Source organism: Salinibacterium sp. AL4.1 (assembly GCF_059767305.1).
In genome coordinates this window covers 1741033-1756555 of the sequence record NZ_JBSOQK010000001.1, presented here as the reverse complement: position 1 = coordinate 1756555, position 15523 = coordinate 1741033, and the positions used below count along the sequence as shown (strand labels likewise).

Genomic DNA, 15523 nt, shown 5'->3' with positions numbered 1-15523 from the left:
GCGCAATCAGGCCGTTTCGGCGGGTGCGAGTGCGGGCAAGCCGGATGTGCGCGCTACCATTCTCCGAACTTGGGGTCGAGCGGGTACTTGATTTCGCAGACGTACTGCACGGCGTAAAACTTCTCTTGGTCAAAGTCTTCGTTCACCACCCAGCCCATGCCGCCGCTGTCGTCGACCGTTACATCGAACCCTTCAGCGTTGAGGCAGTCGGCCCGTGCAGTCGGCAGTTCTTCGGGCGTGACATAGCGCACGAGCGACGTCTCTGGCACTTCGATGTCGGGATACAGCTCGAGCAATCTGTCGCGCGCGCGGTCGGCCTGCTCTGCGGCAAGCTGTGCCGCTTCGGCTGGTGGCACGACCGGGTGTGTGACCACCTTGGGATCCTCGGCGGCGCAGCCAGCGAGTATCGCGACGACTGACGCGAGGACCACGATAGAGATCCGGTGTGGTGCGCGCATCGTTGACATCGTTTGCTCTTCCTCGGCCGTGGAAACGTCGGTTGTCTCAACGTACGGCGCGGCCTGAAAGCCGTCAATGCATCCCAGCAGTTTTGCAGAGAAAATGTCAGATTGATGCGCCGGATGCTCGCCCGTTGCCTCTGCTGCTACCGGGCGAGGCTCTCCACCACGCGACCGTAAATGCCGGGCAGTCGCGCGGCGAACGGCACGATGGCTCGGCGCAGCGGTGAGTTCGCAGCCGCCACAAGCCCGGTAGTGAGCATCCGAAAATCGCGGGTCACTCGACGCCATTCGCGTTCGTACCGTTCAGGTTTGCCGGCGACGATGCACTCGATGGCGGCGCGCGCCTCCGCGAGCCCTAAGCGGATACCCTCCCCCGTGATCGCATCGACGTAGCCAGCAGCATCACCCACGAGCAACACTCGGCCCGCACGTTGCCCGGTCGTGTTCTGCAAGAGCGGGCCAGCCCCCCGCACGCTCGACGCAGGAGTCGCCCCGCGAAGTCGTTCGGCGAGCGCCGGCACACTCGCCAACGCCTCCTCGAACGATGTTCCCCGCGGGCCCAACACGGCAACACCCACCTCGGTGTCGCTCACCGGCGTGACATACAGCTCCGCGGTCGGAGCCCAATGCACCTCCACGAGATCAGTCCACGGAGCAATCTCAAAGTGCTGCCGGATGCCGAACCGCCGAGAATCACGTCGCCTCACGCGGCGAGGGCGCGCGGCCAGGCCAACCAGCTCGCGCACCGTGGAGTGCAGGCCATCGCAGCCGAGCATCCACCGCCCCTCGATGGTGCGACCGTCAGCGAGGTGCGCGGATACCGCGCCGCGCTTCTCGCCGTCGTCGCCTTGCTCGATCGCCTCGACCTTGCCGCGGTCGAACGCGACACCGAGCTCTAGCGCCCGGTCGCTGAGCGCCCGGTGCAGTTCGGTGCGACGGACGCCGAGCGCGGCATCCGAAGCGAAGCGATGTTCGGCGGTGCGGGTGCCGTCCTGATAGCTGATGCCCGCGATCCTGCGCCCGCGCGGGTGAACCCCGAGGGCAGCGAGTTCGGTGACGGCGCCGGGCATGACTCCTTCGCCGCAGGCTTTGTCGATGGTGCCGGTGCGGGGTTCGATCACGAGAGCGGTGAGGCCGTGCATCCGCGCATTGATGGCTGCGGCGAGACCAATCGGCCCGCCACCGACGACGATGACGTCGACGACTGGCAATGCGTTCGAGCTCGCCCCGCTTGCACCACCAGCGCCCACGTTGTCCGCACCCGCCCCCACGCCACTCATGGCGTCAGTTCGCGCAGGGCCCGGTTTTCGGTCGGGATGCGGAACGCCAACAGCAGCACCGCATTCAGCACGGTGAAGACGATCGCGGTGACCCACGCGGTGTGCACGAGCGGCAACGCGATGCCCTCGATCGCGACAACCAGGTAGTTGGGATGCGGCAACCACGTCAGCTTGTACGGCCCGCGGTTCTGCACACGGCCGGCTCCGGGCACGACGATCACGCGCGTGTTCCACTGGGCGCCGAGCGAGTTGATGATCCAGTAGCGCGCCGCTTGGCACAGCAGGGTGATGACGAGCATCGGGATTCCGAGCCACAGCAGGAAGGGGCGATCGCCGGCGATCACTTCGACAACGCAGGCGATCAGTAGGCCCGTATGCAGAGCCACCATCCACGGAAAATGCTTCTGCCCATACTCGCGACCGCCGCGCTCGAAGGCCGCCGCAGCGTTGCGCTTCGAGATGCGCAGCTCGTAGAGGCGCTCCATGCCGGTGCCGAGTACAAGCGCGATGTAGGCAATCACGGTCATGCGCGGGGCTCCTTCATGCTCATCACTCGGCCGCTACGACCGGCGCGAACTCCGGCAGCGGCGGCCATCACGACCACTCCAACAGAACGAATTCGGCGCTCACTCCTGGTCCGAGAGCGAAGGCGAGAGCGTGACTACCGGGGGCTGGCGCGGGATCGGCGTGCAGCGCATCCGCCAGCACAAGCAGCACCGCTGCCGACGACAGGTTGCCGACGCGAGCGAGGCAATCCCAACTCGACTGCAGGTCGCTGCGCTCAAGCCCGAGCGAACTCTCGAACGCTTCGAGCACGCGCGGGCCACCCGGATGCGCGATCCACGTATCGATGTCGGCAAGCGTCAGGCCGTTGCGGCCCAGAAACTCGCTGACCTCGCCCGGGAAGCTGTTCTGAATGACGTCAGCGACGCCCGCCGTCAGCACAATTTCGAAGCCGGTTCCGCCCACATTCCAGCCGATCACATCGTGGCTGTCGGCAATGAACGTGCTGCGCGTGTCAATGATGCGTGGGCCGACCTCACTGCGGTTCTCCCCCACCATCACGACAGCGGCGGCCCCGTCGCCGAAGAGGCCAGTGGCGACGAAGTTGGCCATGCTGTGGTCATCGCGCTGCAGGGTCAGCGAGCAGAGTTCGACGCTCAGCAGCACGCCGACCTCATCCGGATGCCCGACCAAATAGTCATGCACGCGGGCCAAGCCCGCGGCCCCCGCCAAGCAGCCCAAGCCAAACGAGGGAACCCGTTTCACGTCGGGGCGCAGCCCCAGCCGCGGGATCAGCAGCGCGTCGATCGACGGCGCCGAGATGCCGGTGACGGAGGTGAAGAAGACGAAGTCGACATCGCTCGGGGCGAGGCCGGCATCGGCGAGCGCCGCGGTCAGTGCACGCTCGAGAAGGTCGGTCGAGACGCGGATGAACTCGTCGTTGGTTTCGCGAAAACTGCCGAGTTCGCGGTAGCGCTCCAGCGGGAGGGCAGTGTGACGACGCTCGATGCCGCTGGCTCCGTGCATCCGCTTGATGACCGCCTGATGCGAGGGAGAGCCGGAGAGAAGCGGGCCAAGCTCTGCTGTGATTTCGGCCTGCGTGTAGCTGTGCTCGGGCACCACCGGGGCGACTGCTGCCACTCTGCTCATTCAGAGACTCCGCTCATTCAACAACTTCGCCGGTACCTCAACCTTGCTTCTGTAGGGAAAGTATCACGCAGTGAGGCCGAGCCCTCCCGTGCGGCGAGCGGCACGCCACGCGCGCCACGCCCCGGTAGACCACAGGGCCCAAAGAATCAGCACGGGTTGGAACGGCATCCGAATCCAGCGTTTGAGGTCGGAGTCCATACCGAGGGAATCGACCTGGTTCACGAGTTGGGAGACGTTTCCGGGATAGATCGCAATGAAGAAGGCGGCCGCGATCCAGCCGACCGCCGGGCGGTACTTCTTGGAGAAAACCAGAGCACTACCGAGAGCGATCTCGACGACGCCGGATGCCACGACCACAAAGTCTTGGTCGAACGGTTGCCAATTCGGCACCTGCGCTTGAAAGTCTTCGCGCGCGAAGGTGAGGTGGCTGATGCCGGCGAACACGAGTGAGGCGCCGAGCGCAATGCGTCCGATGCGGCGGCCAATACGGCTGGCTCGGGAGAGTTCGCCGGGCGCGGTTGAACCTCTCACTGATGCGACGTCGATCTGCTCGCGGGGTGGTGTCTGCTCCATCTGCCCTATCTTGGTGGGCTCGGCTTAGAGTCTGCCGAGCCTGACGCCTGCCGCGGCCCGAAAACCACGAACATCACGGCGACGATAATCGCCCATACCGGGTAGGTCAGCCAGACCCAGGATGCCCCGGGTTCGCCCGAATCGGCGAGCGCGTAGATCACACCGGCCGAGCCGCTTCCGGCAGCGCCACCGATCGCGTTGGCGAGACCCTGCACTCCGAAGTAGCTGGCGACGGCGCCTTCGGGGGCAAAGCGAGAAACGGTGGCATTGAGCACCGGCTGCGCAAGCATTTGGCCGACGATGAACACGGCAACGCCCACGAGCATCCCGAGCAGATTTGTGGAGAGGCCCATGATGCCAACGCCGACACCCAGACATGTTGTCGCGCCGGCGAGGGTGACGCGGTCGGGCAGAAAACGATTGGCGGCACCCGTGAGCGGCAGCATTGTGAGCACCATCACGATCGCGGCGCCCGAGTAGATGAAACCGAGATCGGACGGTCCCGAGGTGAACTCGGCGGCCCGAAACGGGATCACAAGATAGAACTGAGCAATCAGTACCGCGGTGCCCGCGACGAGAGCACAGTACCGCACGAACGCGAGGTCGGCGAAGGCAACTCGTAAGCGCGGCGGAGTGCGCGCCTTGTCATCCTCCCCCGGCCCGGGCAAACCGAACGCGCTGATGATGAACGCGATCACGAACATCCCGGCCGCCGACAAACTCACGAAAGCAAAGTCGGCCCCCGCTAAGAAACCACCGATGATCGGGCCGACGATGAAGCCGACATTGCTGACGACCTCGCGCGTCGAATACACGCGGATGCGGTCGCTGCCGGTCGTGAGCGCGGCATACGCCGAATAGCTGGCGGGGTGAAAGAGCGCGCCGCCGAGCCCCGTGAGAATCGAGGCCACTACGAGCAGCGGCACCGACTCCACCGTGCCGAGCATGGCGAATCCCGAGGCGCGAATCAGCACGCCGATCAGGATGGCGCGGCGAAAGTTGATGCGGTCGGCCACCCACCCGGCGATCGGCATCATGCCGTTTTGGGCGGCCGTTCGCAGCGCCGTCAGGGCCGCAACCACCGCGATCGTAAGGGTCAGATCTTGCAGAAAGTAGTACGCCAGCAGGGGCACCAGCATGTAGAACCCGACCGCCATGATGAAGGTGTCGCTGTAGAGAACCTTCAGCGCGAACGAGACCGGTGGGCGCTTCGCCACTGCCTAGTCCTGCTCGTCGTTCGCGGGCGGGCGCGGGCCCCAGGCTCGCACTCCCACGTACACCGGCACCGCGATGATCACGAACGGCGCCAAGCTCGGCAGCAGAATCGACGCCACGATCACCACCGTCAGCGTGAGCAACACGAGCAGCGAGTGACGCGGATGCTGCAGCATCAACACGAATCCCTCACGTGCCCAGGTGCGGGCATCCGCCTCGGGAAGGATCGTCGTGGCGGCCGTCAGCGCGACGGCGAATACTCCCACGGCGGCAGCGATCGGCATCACGGCGGCGGCGAACATGAGCGCGAGCGGATCGCCCGAGCTCGTCAGCTGTGCCGCGAGGAAGATGCCGTCGGCCACCAAGATTGCGAACACGACGGTCGCGATGACCCCGAGCCCCAGCGTGCGTCGCCACGTCTGGCGGAACTCGCGGAACGTATTCGTAAACACCTTATCGTTGTTCGTGACGTTCCAGTCGGCACACGCGCGGGCGTACGCAATCGCGGCCGGCAGCACCGTAACGATGCCGAGCGAAAGAATAAGAACCGCCAGCGACCCCAGGAAGATGTTTCCCGGATACGCGAGCGCACCGAGCAGAGTGGTCTCCCAGCGGGGAGACCGTCTCGTGCCCTGCGGTCGCTGCGGTCGTTGTCTCATCGGTGCGTGCTCGTGCTCCCCTGGAATCCATCGCCCACGACGGCCGTTGCGCCCAGCGTGGGAGCGTCGCCGTCAAAGCCCAACGATACGGTTTCGGTCACTCCATTGCGCTCGATCTCCACACGCACCCCGCCCGCTGCGACGTCGTAGCGGATGGCCGCCGGGGCAGTGTCATCCCAGCGACGCGACTCGAGCACCGTCACAAAGCGTGCGCTCGTGGTCGGTTCGCTCACGCGCTTGAGCGTGTGCTGCTTCTTGCTGATCGCCAAACTCGGCGTGGATGACGTGGGGTTGGCATGCACGAAGGTCTCGACAATCTCACTGGCGGCATTGTCGTCGAGCGCAGCGATCGGCATGACACCGTGACCGGCATCCGCTCGCCAGCGCTTATCGCCAAGGGCAACGGGTGCGTTGTCGGTTTGCAGCAGCCACGTCCAGGTGCGGGGCTGGTCGGCGGCGAGGTCGTCAGCGATCACGAGGGTTCCGCCGGGCGTGAGCACGAGGTGACGGCGAACCCGCGTGACGCCAAGGTCGCGGTCGTACATCGCGGAAGACTCGCTCACTGCGTGCGTCCAGCCATCCTTGATCGTTGTCGTCAGAATCTCGGCCGTGAACTCCTCGGCCAGCTCTTCGAACACGTGGTACCGGTCTTCATTCACGAAGCCGTTGCCGTCAATGAGGATCGAGTTGTGGTGTTCGGTGAGCTTGCGCGACGAGTAACCCTCGTCGATTGCCAAGTACGAGCCCTGACCTAAGAACACGAAGCTGCCCGAGTCGGGGTGGTGGTGTCCCGCGTTCAGCGTGACCCAGCCGTTCTCTTCACGCTGGCGATGCGATTGGTTCCACGCTTTGTGGCCGCCACCGGGTGATGCTTTGAACGAGACGAGGCTCGCCTGTTCATCCCACGAGCTGCGCCCGACGACGAGCCCGAGGTCTTCGAAGTACTTGCTCGGCGGGAGGGTTTCCGGGCCGGCCGGCTCAACTGTGGGGTCGAACCAGAGAAGCTCTTGATACGCCTCGGGGCGAACGCCGGGCCGCACTCCGCTCTCGTACGCTTCGCGCCAGTAGAACTCGGTCGATACCTTGTTGGCCAACCACTGGGCCTGCGGGATGCGGTACTCGGCGGCGAGCTTGTAATAGAGGGCGAGCGGATGCCCGCTGCGGCGGTCGTGGCAGTCACCGTGGTCAACGATGCGTTCCAGATCGGGAGCCGCTTGGTAGAGGCGGTACCAGAAGGTCTCCTTCAAGTAGGTGCCGCGGTTGAACCAGTCGATGCCTTCTTGGTCGCGCAGCACGTCAAGGTAGCTCGCGATCCACGGCACCCCGTAGCGCCAATAGACAATACCCTCGTTGTTGGAACCGTCGTCGGGAAGCGAGTCGAGAACCTTGCCGAAGTTGTCCTTCGCGCGCTCCGTCCAGGCCTTCGCTTCGGGGTACTTCTCTTGCAGGGCATAGCCGGCGGTCGCGAGGCCCGCGTAGCAAATCCAGTTGTGGTTCTGCCAGTACGACGACGACCACCATCCGCCCTCTTTCTCAACCGCGAACTCGTACATGCGCTGGCCCTGAAGCAAAAGCTTGTCTTCGAGGGCCTGCTTCTCTTCGGGGCGCAGCGCGTCACCCGCCCAGGAATACGCGAGCGACAGCCCGTGCAGAATCCAGCCGGCATCGAGATCGTGGTCGGGCAGATTCGCCTTGCCCCAGTGCGGGAACGACAGCGGCGGCGCCAACCAGCGACGCAACTCTTCGAGATACGCCTCTTGACCGGTCAAGCGGTACGCGAGCGCGAGGTTCGCCGAACCCGGCCCGAAATAGGTGATGGATGCCAGTGGGTGTTCCTGCGGAAGTTCCATCCCCTTCGCGCGCTCACACTCCTCAAGCAGCCGCCGGAACTGCGCGCTCCTGCTGCCGTCAAGTTCGCTGCGCAGCTGCTGCTCGCGGTCGCCGATGAGCATCGCGCGGCCCGTTGCCGACGAGAGTGACGCTGCGGTCGATGATCTGGGGGTTGTGGTCTCGGCGATATTGGTCACAGTCCTACCTCTATTAGTGATGAGTCGGGGGCGGCAGTGGGAACGGTAATCCGCACTGCGGTGTCAGAGAAGTCGGCTTCGACAGTGTCGAGGCTGAGCTCGGGGTCGAAGGAGTACACGCTCACGAAAGTTGCGGCGTTGGCGGTCATCGACCAGTCGCCAACATGCTGCAGACGACTGGGGTCATCCGATGGTCCGCGGCCCGCGGCCAGTTCAAGCGTGGCGTCGCGGGATGCGCGATGCCAGCCGGTCAGCGCATCGCCCCAGCCCGAACGCCACGAGTCGCCGTCAACCGTCACGCTGAAGTTGACGGCGGGACGAAGGCCAAGCGAGATCTCGTGGGGTTCGCCGTCATCGCAAACGACGTGCACGACATCCACGAGCAGTCCGTCGGCGAGCTGCACGGTGCGGCTCAGGCGCACACCCTCGATCGCGGTCGTGGTGACGGCCGTCACGCGAGAGGTCGCAGCATCCCACGCGGTGATGTCAGCGGTGGCTTCGACCTGGTCAGCGCCGTCAACGCGAACGGTCGGATGCGCGATCGTGCGCGCGTAGTACGAGTGACGGAGCGCGTGCCCATACGGCGGCACGGCCGGAGCCGGCTGCCACTTCGGGCCATCGCCGTACAGATAGAGAGCGAGCTTGTCGAAGTGACCGTGGGCTCCCCCATGAGGTCCAGCATCGAGGATGCCGACCATGCGATTGCGTGAATCACGCAACACGACATACCCGGCATCCTCGAATGCTCGCGAACCGACCACCACCGGTGCGCGGTCAAGCGGTGCGCCCACAAACCAGCCATCGAGCATCCACTCGAGACCATCGTGGTCAGCACCAAGCCTTTCAATGACCCACGACTGCACAGTCGTCAGGCCGGTATCGCTGAAGAGTTGTGCTCCCAGCGTGCAAATTTCGAGCACTTCGCGGTGCATCGCGACCCGGTCGTACGGACCGTCGTGCAGGGCCGGCAAGAAACCGTCGGGCGCCGCGATCGAGACCAGCACGTCGACCATGCGACGCAGAGTGTCGACGACGTCGGCCGGCAGTTCCGCGAGCTCGATTCCGCGCAGCCCCAAAAGATAGGCCCGTAAAACGAACACGTGATAGTAAGTGGATGCCTCCCACTCCCACCCGTCGGAACGTACCGCGAGCTGCATATGGTCGAAGACCGCCGCCGCAAAGTGCGGTGCGACCGAAGGCCCGCCCAGCGTGTGCGAGGCCAGTGCTACCAACCGGGCTGCGGCATCCAGCCAGGCGGTGTAGTTGCTGCGCTGATCGTCACGATCCTCCACGAGGATGCGGCGCGACTCGGCTAGTGTCGCGGCCAAGCCGTCGAGGGTGCGACTGAGGTCGCTCGATTCCTGGAGTTCGGGAAGCGGCCCCAGCGTGATGATGGCATCCGCGAACCCGACAGCCCACTGCGCCTCAGAGAGCGCTTGAGCAAAAAGCTTGCCCTGCAGCATCCAGGATTCGCTCTTGTCGCTCCAGCCGCCGGCCGAGATCTGCACATAGAGAGCGGAGTAGTCGAGAACGAGCTCGACGGCCCGTTCTCGATCGGCCGCCTCGCCGTGCAACGCATACCGTCGCGCAGCAACCCGGGCGGCACGAGCGAGCGCTTGATGTTCAAGCGCGAGCCACGCGGCCTCGACCTTGTCGCCTGAGAGACGACAGCCGTGGTCGCACAGAAACTCGTCGCAGTCGCGGGCGCCCAACTCGATGCCATGCGTGGGGCAGACATAGTCATGCCACCACCCACCCGGCTGCTGCGGAACAGAACTCATCGGAAGTTGAGGCCTCCATTGATATCGACAACCTGGCCCGTGACATACGACGAGAGGTCGGATGCCAAGAACAGGGCGACGTCGGCGACGTCTCCCGCGGTGCCCGCCCGACCGAGCGGGATGCCCGCGACGATGTTCTTCTGAGCTTCGCCCGGCGTAAAGGTCTCGTGGAAGGCCGTCTCGCCGATGAAGCCGGGAGCAACAGCGTTGACCGTGATCTTCTTGCCGGCGATCTCTTTGGCAAGTGCCCGTGTGAAGCCGACAACCGCAGCCTTCGAGGTAGCGTAGACAACCGATCCGGCACCGCCACCGTTTTCGGCGGCAAGCGATGCCATCGTGATGATGCGTCCGTGCTCCGACTCGGCGAGCGCGGGAAGCGCCTGCCGGGTGGTGAAGAAGGTGCTGGCGACGTTCACATCCATAATCTCGTTCCAGCGCTCATCCGTGGTCTCGGGGATGGTCGCGCGGCCCACCAAGTGGCCGGCGTTGTTGACGAGGATGTCGAGGCCACCGAGAAATTCAACGGCGGCATCCACCAAAGTGGTCGCCTGCGCTGAATCGGTGAGGTCAGCCTGAACGGCGAGCGAGCGCTGGCCGCCCGCTTCGATATCTTCCTTTACCGCGGTGGCGCCCGCTTCACTGTGGGCGTAGTGCACCACAACGTCAGCGCCCGCCGCCGCCAGTGCTTTCGCGATGGCCGCGCCGATTCCTGCTCCTGCGCCTGTAACGAGTGCGCGTCGTCCGGTGAGGTCAATGCTCATGTCTATCTACCGTGCCTATCTATTTGTGGGATGGGCGGCTGCCGTAGAGCAACCGTTCGTGAAGGGATGCGGCTACTTGATGCCAGCGTTGGTGAAGCCCTGAATGAAGTACTTCTGGGCGAAGATGAACAGCACCACCATGGGCACTGTCGCCATCGTGGTTCCCGCCATCAGGTACTGCCATTGCGTGTTGTCGAGCTGCTGGAACACCGCGAGCCCCACCTGAATCACGCGCAAGTCACTGCTGGTCGTGACGAGCAAGGGCCACAGGAAGTTATTCCAGCTCTCCTGAAAGGTGAGCAGTCCCACGGTCGCGATTGCCGGCTTGATGAGCGGCGTATAGATCTGCGCGAAGATGCGGAACTCGCCCAGCCCATCGATGCGAGCGGCCTCTTCGAGGTCTTTCGGCAGCGACAAGTAGAACTGACGGAACAGGAAGATGGCGGATGCGCTGAGCCCACCAGGAATGATGAGAGCCCACCACGTGTCTAGCCAACCGCTACCGCCTTGACCGAGGATGTCGTTGCCACCGAACAGCGGCATGAACTTCACGAGCAAGAACTGGGGAACGATCTTCGTATAGGTGGGGATCATCAGCATCGCAATGAAGGCGAGGAAGATCGCTTCACGGCCACGGAAGTAGATGCGGGCCAGCGAGTAGCCGGCCATCGCTCCGAGCGCGATCGTGATGAGCGTGTGAGTGGTCGCGATCACCAAGCTGTTGCGAAAGTAAAGGCCGAACGGCGCAGCATCCAGAGTCGCGGCGTAGTTGCTCCACATCCACTCCTGTGGGAGCACCGTTGGCGGAAACTGGGCTAGCTCGGCCGGCGACTTGAGGCTCGTCAGCACCATCCAGAGGAAGGGCACGAGCATCGTGATCGCGCCGAGGCTGAGAGCAACGTTGACGAGCACCGCCTGACGCCCTTTGGCGTGATGAAACCAGCGCTTGCGGGGTGCGACCGTGATCTCTTCGCTGATCGCGAGGGCCTTGATGGTGGGGAGAGTCATCGCTAGTCCTCTTCTTTCGTGGCACGACGGCTAATGAGGGTGACAACCAGCAGGAAAGCGAACAGCGCGACCGACTGAGCCGATGCCATCCCCATCCGGAACTCCTGGAACGCCGAGCGATAGACCTCGTAGGTCATCATCGTGGTCGCGTTTGCGGGCCCACCGTCAGTGAGCACGTAGATCTGGTCGAAGACTTGGAATGCTCCGATGATCGAGATGATGAAGACGAAGAACGTGGCCGGCTTGAGCATCGGAACGGTGATGCTGAAGAATTTGCGCACCGAAGAGGCACCGTCGAGCGAAGCCGCCTCATAGAGCGATTCATCGATGTTCTGCAGCGCCGCAATGTAGATGAGCATCTTGATACCGATGCCCTGCCACGCGCCGACCAGAATCACGGAGGGCAGTGCCCACTGCGGGTCAACAAGCCACGCTTGCCCGGGGAGGCCCACGGATTCGAGCATGGCGTTGAGCAGACCGTACTGCGGGTTGAAGATCCAGAGCCACACCATCGCAATGGCAACGGTGGCGGTGACCTGCGGGAGGAAGAAGGCGGTGCGATAGAACTTCTGAAGCTTCAGGCCCTGGTTGAGGAGAACCGCCACGACGACGGCCACGGCCATCGACACCGGCACGGTCCAGAAGGTGTACCAAATCGTGTTGCCGATCGACTGCATGAAGACCGGGTCGGTGAACATCTCAACGTAGTTGTCGAACCAGATCCACTTGGGCGCCGAGAAGATCCCGTAGTCCGTAAAGGAGAGGTAGAAGGTGGCGATGACGGGAATCAGCGTCCAGAGACCAACGTGAATCACCGATGGCGTGATCATCAGCCAGCCAGCACGTCGCCGCTTCTTTTCGGCAGTGGTGATGCGCTTGCGCTTGCGCGGTGGTGCTGTCGCAGTGCCGGGTACAGGCGCCGCTTTCGCGACCTGCACTGGCTGGTGGTCTGTAGTAGTCATCACGCCCTCGTGTGTTTGGTGCTGGGGAGAGGGATGCTCGGGCACGTGGAGTACCCGAGCATCCGGGGAGGAACTAGCGGTCTATCGAGGTCTGAACGAGAGCGGCGAGGTCGTCGAGCGCCTCTTCCGGTGTCTTCTGACCAAGCAGAGCTGCTTGAACGGCAGGGGCGAAGTCACCACGGACTTCGAGCCACTGAGAGGGGCCACCTTCACGCTGGGCGACCTCAAGGTTTTCCATCGCGAACTGAACGAAACGGTTCGACTGCACGTAGTCAGAGTCGAGCAGTTCGGTCAGGGCCGGCACATTTCCGCGCTGTTCGTTGGCGGCGAGTGCAGCATCCGGGCTCGACAGGAACTCGAGCAGTGCGCGCGCAGCCTGAGGGTTCTTGGAGTTGTTGGCCACGGTCGCCAAGGTTCCGCCAAAGAACATTCCGGATGCATCACCCTGAATAACGAAGGGCTCGAGGTTGTCGAGAACGGTTTCATCCGCTTCGAGCGCCTGCGTCCAGAGGTTGTTGTGGGCGATACCCATCGCGGCCCGACCGTTGATGAGCGGGTTCACGATGTCATCCGTCGACGTGAAGCCGATGTCTTCCACTTCGTACACGTTGACGAGGTCAGCCATGAGGCCCAGAGCGGCGACACCTTCATCACTGTTAAACGCGGGCTCCGTGGCATCCTCATTGAAGAGTTCGCCGCCGGCCGAGAAGAGCATCGTCTCGAACGCTTGGCGAGCATCCAACGACATCATGTCGAACCCAGCGCGTTCAAGTGAACCGTTTGATGAACGCACGGTGGTCGCTTCGGCGATCTCGATGAGCTCTTCCCACGAGGAGGGCGGGCTGTCGTAGCCAGCTTCCTCGAGGATGTCCATGCGAGCGACTCCGAAGCGAGTGTCGAGCATGATCGGCACAGCGTAGACGTTGCCGTCCCACATGCCTGCTTCGACGATCTCGTCGGTGTAGCTCTCCTTGAGGTCGGCTTCGCTGAGGCCGAGTTCACCGAGGTCGGCGAGCACTCCCTTGTCGGCGAATGCTTCGATCCAGCCGACGCCCATGAGCATTACGTCGGGCACGAGGCCCGAGACGACCGCCGTAGTGAGCTTCTCGTTCAGGTTTCCGTAGGTCGTGTAGTCAACGTTGACCGTGACGTTGGGGTACTCCTCGTAGAACTGCGGAAGCAGCTCATCTTCGAGAAGGTCTTGCCCGGGGCTTCCTTCAAAAATGGGGGTAAGCAGGCTGATCTCGCCCGAAACCTCATCGGGGTTCAGATCGGCATCCGCTTCTCCTGCTGAACAGGCGGCGAGACCGAGACCCATCAGGGCCACCATCGCGACCGATGCTGTGCGGCGCATTCGTGACTTCACTTCCATGTGCATGTCCTCTCAAGCTGAGACTGAGCGACGGCTCCAGTGCCTTCGTTCCGCGACGTCGTCGTCGGCTCATTCGATTCCTAACCGATTTCCTAAGGGGGGTGGATGAAATCGGTGTAACGATGCACTGACCATAGACGAGTCGTTCTCCATGAGTCAAGAGAGCCGCCGGATTATTTCTGAACGCTCAAGCAAGAACTGGACCACTGGTTGCTGAGATTCAATAAATCGTTACACTAAAACGACGATCATCAGGATCGACGACAACTGAAGGAGGTCGCGTGGCTCGAGTAACCATCCAGCACGTGGCGCAAGCTGCTGGGGTCTCCCCCAGTACCGTCTCCAACTTTCTGAACGACCGCCAGGGTCGAATGGTCGCGGCAACGCGAGCCCGCATCGAGGCGGCTATCGCAGAACTTGGCTACCGCCCCAACCGTGCTGCTCGCCAGCTGCGCAACGGCAAGACTCAAACCGTCGGCCTCGTCGTGCCCTCCGTCGGAAACCCTTTCTGGGGAGCCTTCGCTCATGAAGTAGAGGTCGCCGCATTGGCTTTGGGCTGCAGTGTTTTGCTCTGCAACAGTGAGCGTGACCCCGAACGCGAGCGCCGCTATGTCGAAGAGCTGTGGGAAGACGGCGTTCGCAGCATCATCCTGTGCACTTCGCTGCCCTCGCTCGACCACGTCAACCATGTCATTGAAGAGGGCCTGCGTCTCGTGACCTTCGACCGGCCAGCACAGCCCAACGACCCGCAGTCTGTCGTGAGCATCAGCATCGACAACAACGTAGGCGGCCAGGTTGCCACCGCGCATCTCTTAGAACTGGGCCACACGAACATCGCCTTTGTGTCGGGTTCGATCCGCTCGGTCAACCGTTCGGCGCGCTACCGCGGGTATTGCGATGCCCTCGAAGCCGCCGGCCTCTCGGTCGCGGATATGCCGCAGTGGACTGGGATGGATGCTTCGCACTTCGGTGACGTCGAAGCCGCCGAGGTGGGGCGAGCCTCAGCGCGCGATCTCTTCGCTGATCCCAAGACTGCGCCGACCGCGGTGGTAGCGATCAACGATATGACGGCGCTGGGATTCTGCCGCGGGCTCCGCGATCTCGGTCTCAAGGTCGGGCGCGATGTGTCCGTGATCGGGTTTGACGACATCATCCTCGCCGACCTCTACGACCCGCCGCTCACGAGCGTTCGCCAGCCCATCACGCGGATGGCGCAGCTTGCCGTCTCGGAGGCCATTGAGCGCGGCTCAAACGAGTCGACTGACCCGGGCAGCTCCGTTCTCTTGCGCCCAGAGCTTGTGGTGCGAGAATCGACGGAACATGTCTCCTCAGTCGCACAGCCCTAAGCAGCCTGCCGCACCGGCATCCGCACCCGCACCCACACCCCAGCGAGACCGCCCCGCCCTGCTGCGCCACTGGAACGCCACCGCGATCACGTTCGCGGTGCTCTCCGTCATCGGCCTAGTCGGCACGTGGGTCTTCAACGCGCTAGCGATTGTGCAGATGCGCGACTACCTCGGCGACTGGTTCGGCAGCGGGCCCGCCGTCAACTCGCTCGGTGTCGACCTTCTCGTCGTAGCCGTGGCGGGCAGCATCCTGATCATCATCGAAGCGCGTCGCCTCGGGATGAAGCGGGCCTGGCTCTACATCGTGCTCTCGGGCATCACGGCCTTTGCGTTCACTTTTCCGCTGTTCCTCGCGATGCGCGAGCGCAAGCTCGTGGAGCTCGGGCGTCGCTAACTCAGGGCACCAAAAAGGGGAGCAGCCGCTT

The 15523-nt window shown here is 63.6% G+C and carries 15 protein-coding genes; 2 read left to right on the top strand and 13 right to left on the bottom strand.

Annotated features, from left to right (window positions below):
- Positions 1–53: 53 nt before the first annotated feature.
- From ACWTV3_RS08520 to ACWTV3_RS08460, 13 genes are all read right to left on the bottom strand, one after another.
- On the bottom strand, positions 54–374 hold the full coding sequence (locus ACWTV3_RS08520) for a hypothetical protein (RefSeq protein WP_498477756.1): 321 nt from the start codon (positions 372–374) through the stop codon (positions 54–56).
- A 230-nt stretch (positions 375–604) separates the two neighbouring features.
- Positions 605–1741, bottom strand: coding sequence for an NAD(P)/FAD-dependent oxidoreductase (locus ACWTV3_RS08515; protein ID WP_498477755.1), 1137 nt, complete (start codon positions 1739–1741; stop codon positions 605–607).
- Positions 1738–2268 carry an isoprenylcysteine carboxyl methyltransferase family protein gene (locus ACWTV3_RS08510; RefSeq protein ID WP_498477754.1) on the bottom strand — a complete coding sequence of 177 codons (531 nt, stop codon included), beginning with the start codon at positions 2266–2268 and terminating at the stop codon, positions 1738–1740. Before ACWTV3_RS08510 ends, ACWTV3_RS08515 begins: the two co-directional genes overlap by 4 nt.
- A 67-nt stretch (positions 2269–2335) precedes the next feature.
- Complete coding sequence (locus ACWTV3_RS08505) at positions 2336–3394, bottom strand: type III polyketide synthase (protein WP_498477753.1); 1059 nt, start codon at positions 3392–3394, stop codon at positions 2336–2338.
- Positions 3395–3457: 63 nt separating this feature from the next.
- Positions 3458–3967 (bottom strand): DoxX family protein, encoded by a 510-nt coding sequence (locus ACWTV3_RS08500; protein WP_498477752.1) that lies wholly within the window; start codon positions 3965–3967, stop codon positions 3458–3460.
- 5 nt (positions 3968–3972) lie between these two features.
- Entirely contained in the window at positions 3973–5184 is a 1212-nt protein-coding gene (locus ACWTV3_RS08495) for an MFS transporter (protein WP_498477751.1), read from the bottom strand.
- 3 nt (positions 5185–5187) lie between these two features.
- Complete coding sequence (locus ACWTV3_RS08490; protein ID WP_498477750.1) at positions 5188–5841, bottom strand: DUF624 domain-containing protein; 654 nt, start codon at positions 5839–5841, stop codon at positions 5188–5190.
- Positions 5838–7868, bottom strand: coding sequence for a DUF4962 domain-containing protein (locus tag ACWTV3_RS08485; protein WP_498477749.1), 2031 nt, complete (start codon positions 7866–7868; stop codon positions 5838–5840). The genes ACWTV3_RS08490 and ACWTV3_RS08485 overlap by 4 nt, the downstream gene beginning before the upstream one ends.
- Entirely contained in the window at positions 7865–9649 is a 1785-nt protein-coding gene (locus tag ACWTV3_RS08480) for a heparinase II/III domain-containing protein (protein ID WP_498477748.1), read from the bottom strand. Before ACWTV3_RS08480 ends, ACWTV3_RS08485 begins: the two co-directional genes overlap by 4 nt.
- Positions 9646–10410 (bottom strand): SDR family oxidoreductase, encoded by a 765-nt coding sequence (locus ACWTV3_RS08475; RefSeq protein WP_498477747.1) that lies wholly within the window; start codon positions 10408–10410, stop codon positions 9646–9648. The genes ACWTV3_RS08480 and ACWTV3_RS08475 overlap by 4 nt, the downstream gene beginning before the upstream one ends.
- Before the next feature lie 72 nt (positions 10411–10482).
- On the bottom strand, positions 10483–11418 hold the full coding sequence (locus ACWTV3_RS08470) for a carbohydrate ABC transporter permease (RefSeq protein ID WP_498477746.1): 936 nt from the start codon (positions 11416–11418) through the stop codon (positions 10483–10485).
- 2 nt (positions 11419–11420) lie between these two features.
- A complete protein-coding gene (locus tag ACWTV3_RS08465; protein ID WP_498477745.1) occupies positions 11421–12380 on the bottom strand; it encodes a carbohydrate ABC transporter permease in 960 nt (319 codons plus the stop codon).
- Between the two features lie 73 nt (positions 12381–12453).
- Positions 12454–13752, bottom strand: a complete 1299-nt coding sequence (locus ACWTV3_RS08460) for an ABC transporter substrate-binding protein (RefSeq protein WP_498477744.1) — start codon at positions 13750–13752, stop codon at positions 12454–12456.
- A gap of 281 nt (positions 13753–14033) precedes the next feature.
- Here ACWTV3_RS08460 and ACWTV3_RS08455 point away from each other — a divergent pair, with 281 nt between their 5' ends.
- Both ACWTV3_RS08455 and ACWTV3_RS08450 read left to right on the top strand, forming a co-directional pair.
- Complete coding sequence (locus ACWTV3_RS08455) at positions 14034–15098, top strand: LacI family DNA-binding transcriptional regulator (protein ID WP_498477743.1); 1065 nt, start codon at positions 14034–14036, stop codon at positions 15096–15098.
- Positions 15073–15492: a DUF2834 domain-containing protein gene (locus ACWTV3_RS08450; protein ID WP_498477742.1), complete on the top strand. Its 420-nt coding sequence runs from the start codon at positions 15073–15075 to the stop codon at positions 15490–15492. Before ACWTV3_RS08455 ends, ACWTV3_RS08450 begins: the two co-directional genes overlap by 26 nt.
- The last annotated feature ends 31 nt before the right edge of the window (positions 15493–15523 follow it).

Bases quoted from the DNA above. Each gene is read 5' to 3' on its own strand.
- ACWTV3_RS08490 (WP_498477750.1), bottom strand. From the start codon at position 5,841: ATGAGACAACGACCGCAGCGACCGCAGGGCACGAGACGGTCTCCCCGC.
- ACWTV3_RS08505 (WP_498477753.1), bottom strand. From the start codon at position 3,394: ATGAGCAGAGTGGCAGCAGTCGCCCCGGTGGTGCCCGAGCACAGCTAC.
- ACWTV3_RS08480 (WP_498477748.1), bottom strand. From the start codon at position 9,649: ATGAGTTCTGTTCCGCAGCAGCCGGGTGGGTGGTGGCATGACTATGTC.
- ACWTV3_RS08450 (WP_498477742.1), top strand. From the start codon at position 15,073: ATGTCTCCTCAGTCGCACAGCCCTAAGCAGCCTGCCGCACCGGCATCC.
- ACWTV3_RS08460 (WP_498477744.1), bottom strand. From the start codon at position 13,752: ATGGAAGTGAAGTCACGAATGCGCCGCACAGCATCGGTCGCGATGGTG.
- ACWTV3_RS08500 (WP_498477752.1), bottom strand. From the start codon at position 3,967: ATGGAGCAGACACCACCCCGCGAGCAGATCGACGTCGCATCAGTGAGA.
- ACWTV3_RS08470 (WP_498477746.1), bottom strand. From the start codon at position 11,418: ATGACTCTCCCCACCATCAAGGCCCTCGCGATCAGCGAAGAGATCACG.
- ACWTV3_RS08510 (WP_498477754.1), bottom strand. From the start codon at position 2,268: ATGACCGTGATTGCCTACATCGCGCTTGTACTCGGCACCGGCATGGAG.
- ACWTV3_RS08465 (WP_498477745.1), bottom strand. From the start codon at position 12,380: ATGACTACTACAGACCACCAGCCAGTGCAGGTCGCGAAAGCGGCGCCT.
- ACWTV3_RS08475 (WP_498477747.1), bottom strand. From the start codon at position 10,410: ATGAGCATTGACCTCACCGGACGACGCGCACTCGTTACAGGCGCAGGA.
- ACWTV3_RS08515 (WP_498477755.1), bottom strand. From the start codon at position 1,741: ATGAGTGGCGTGGGGGCGGGTGCGGACAACGTGGGCGCTGGTGGTGCA.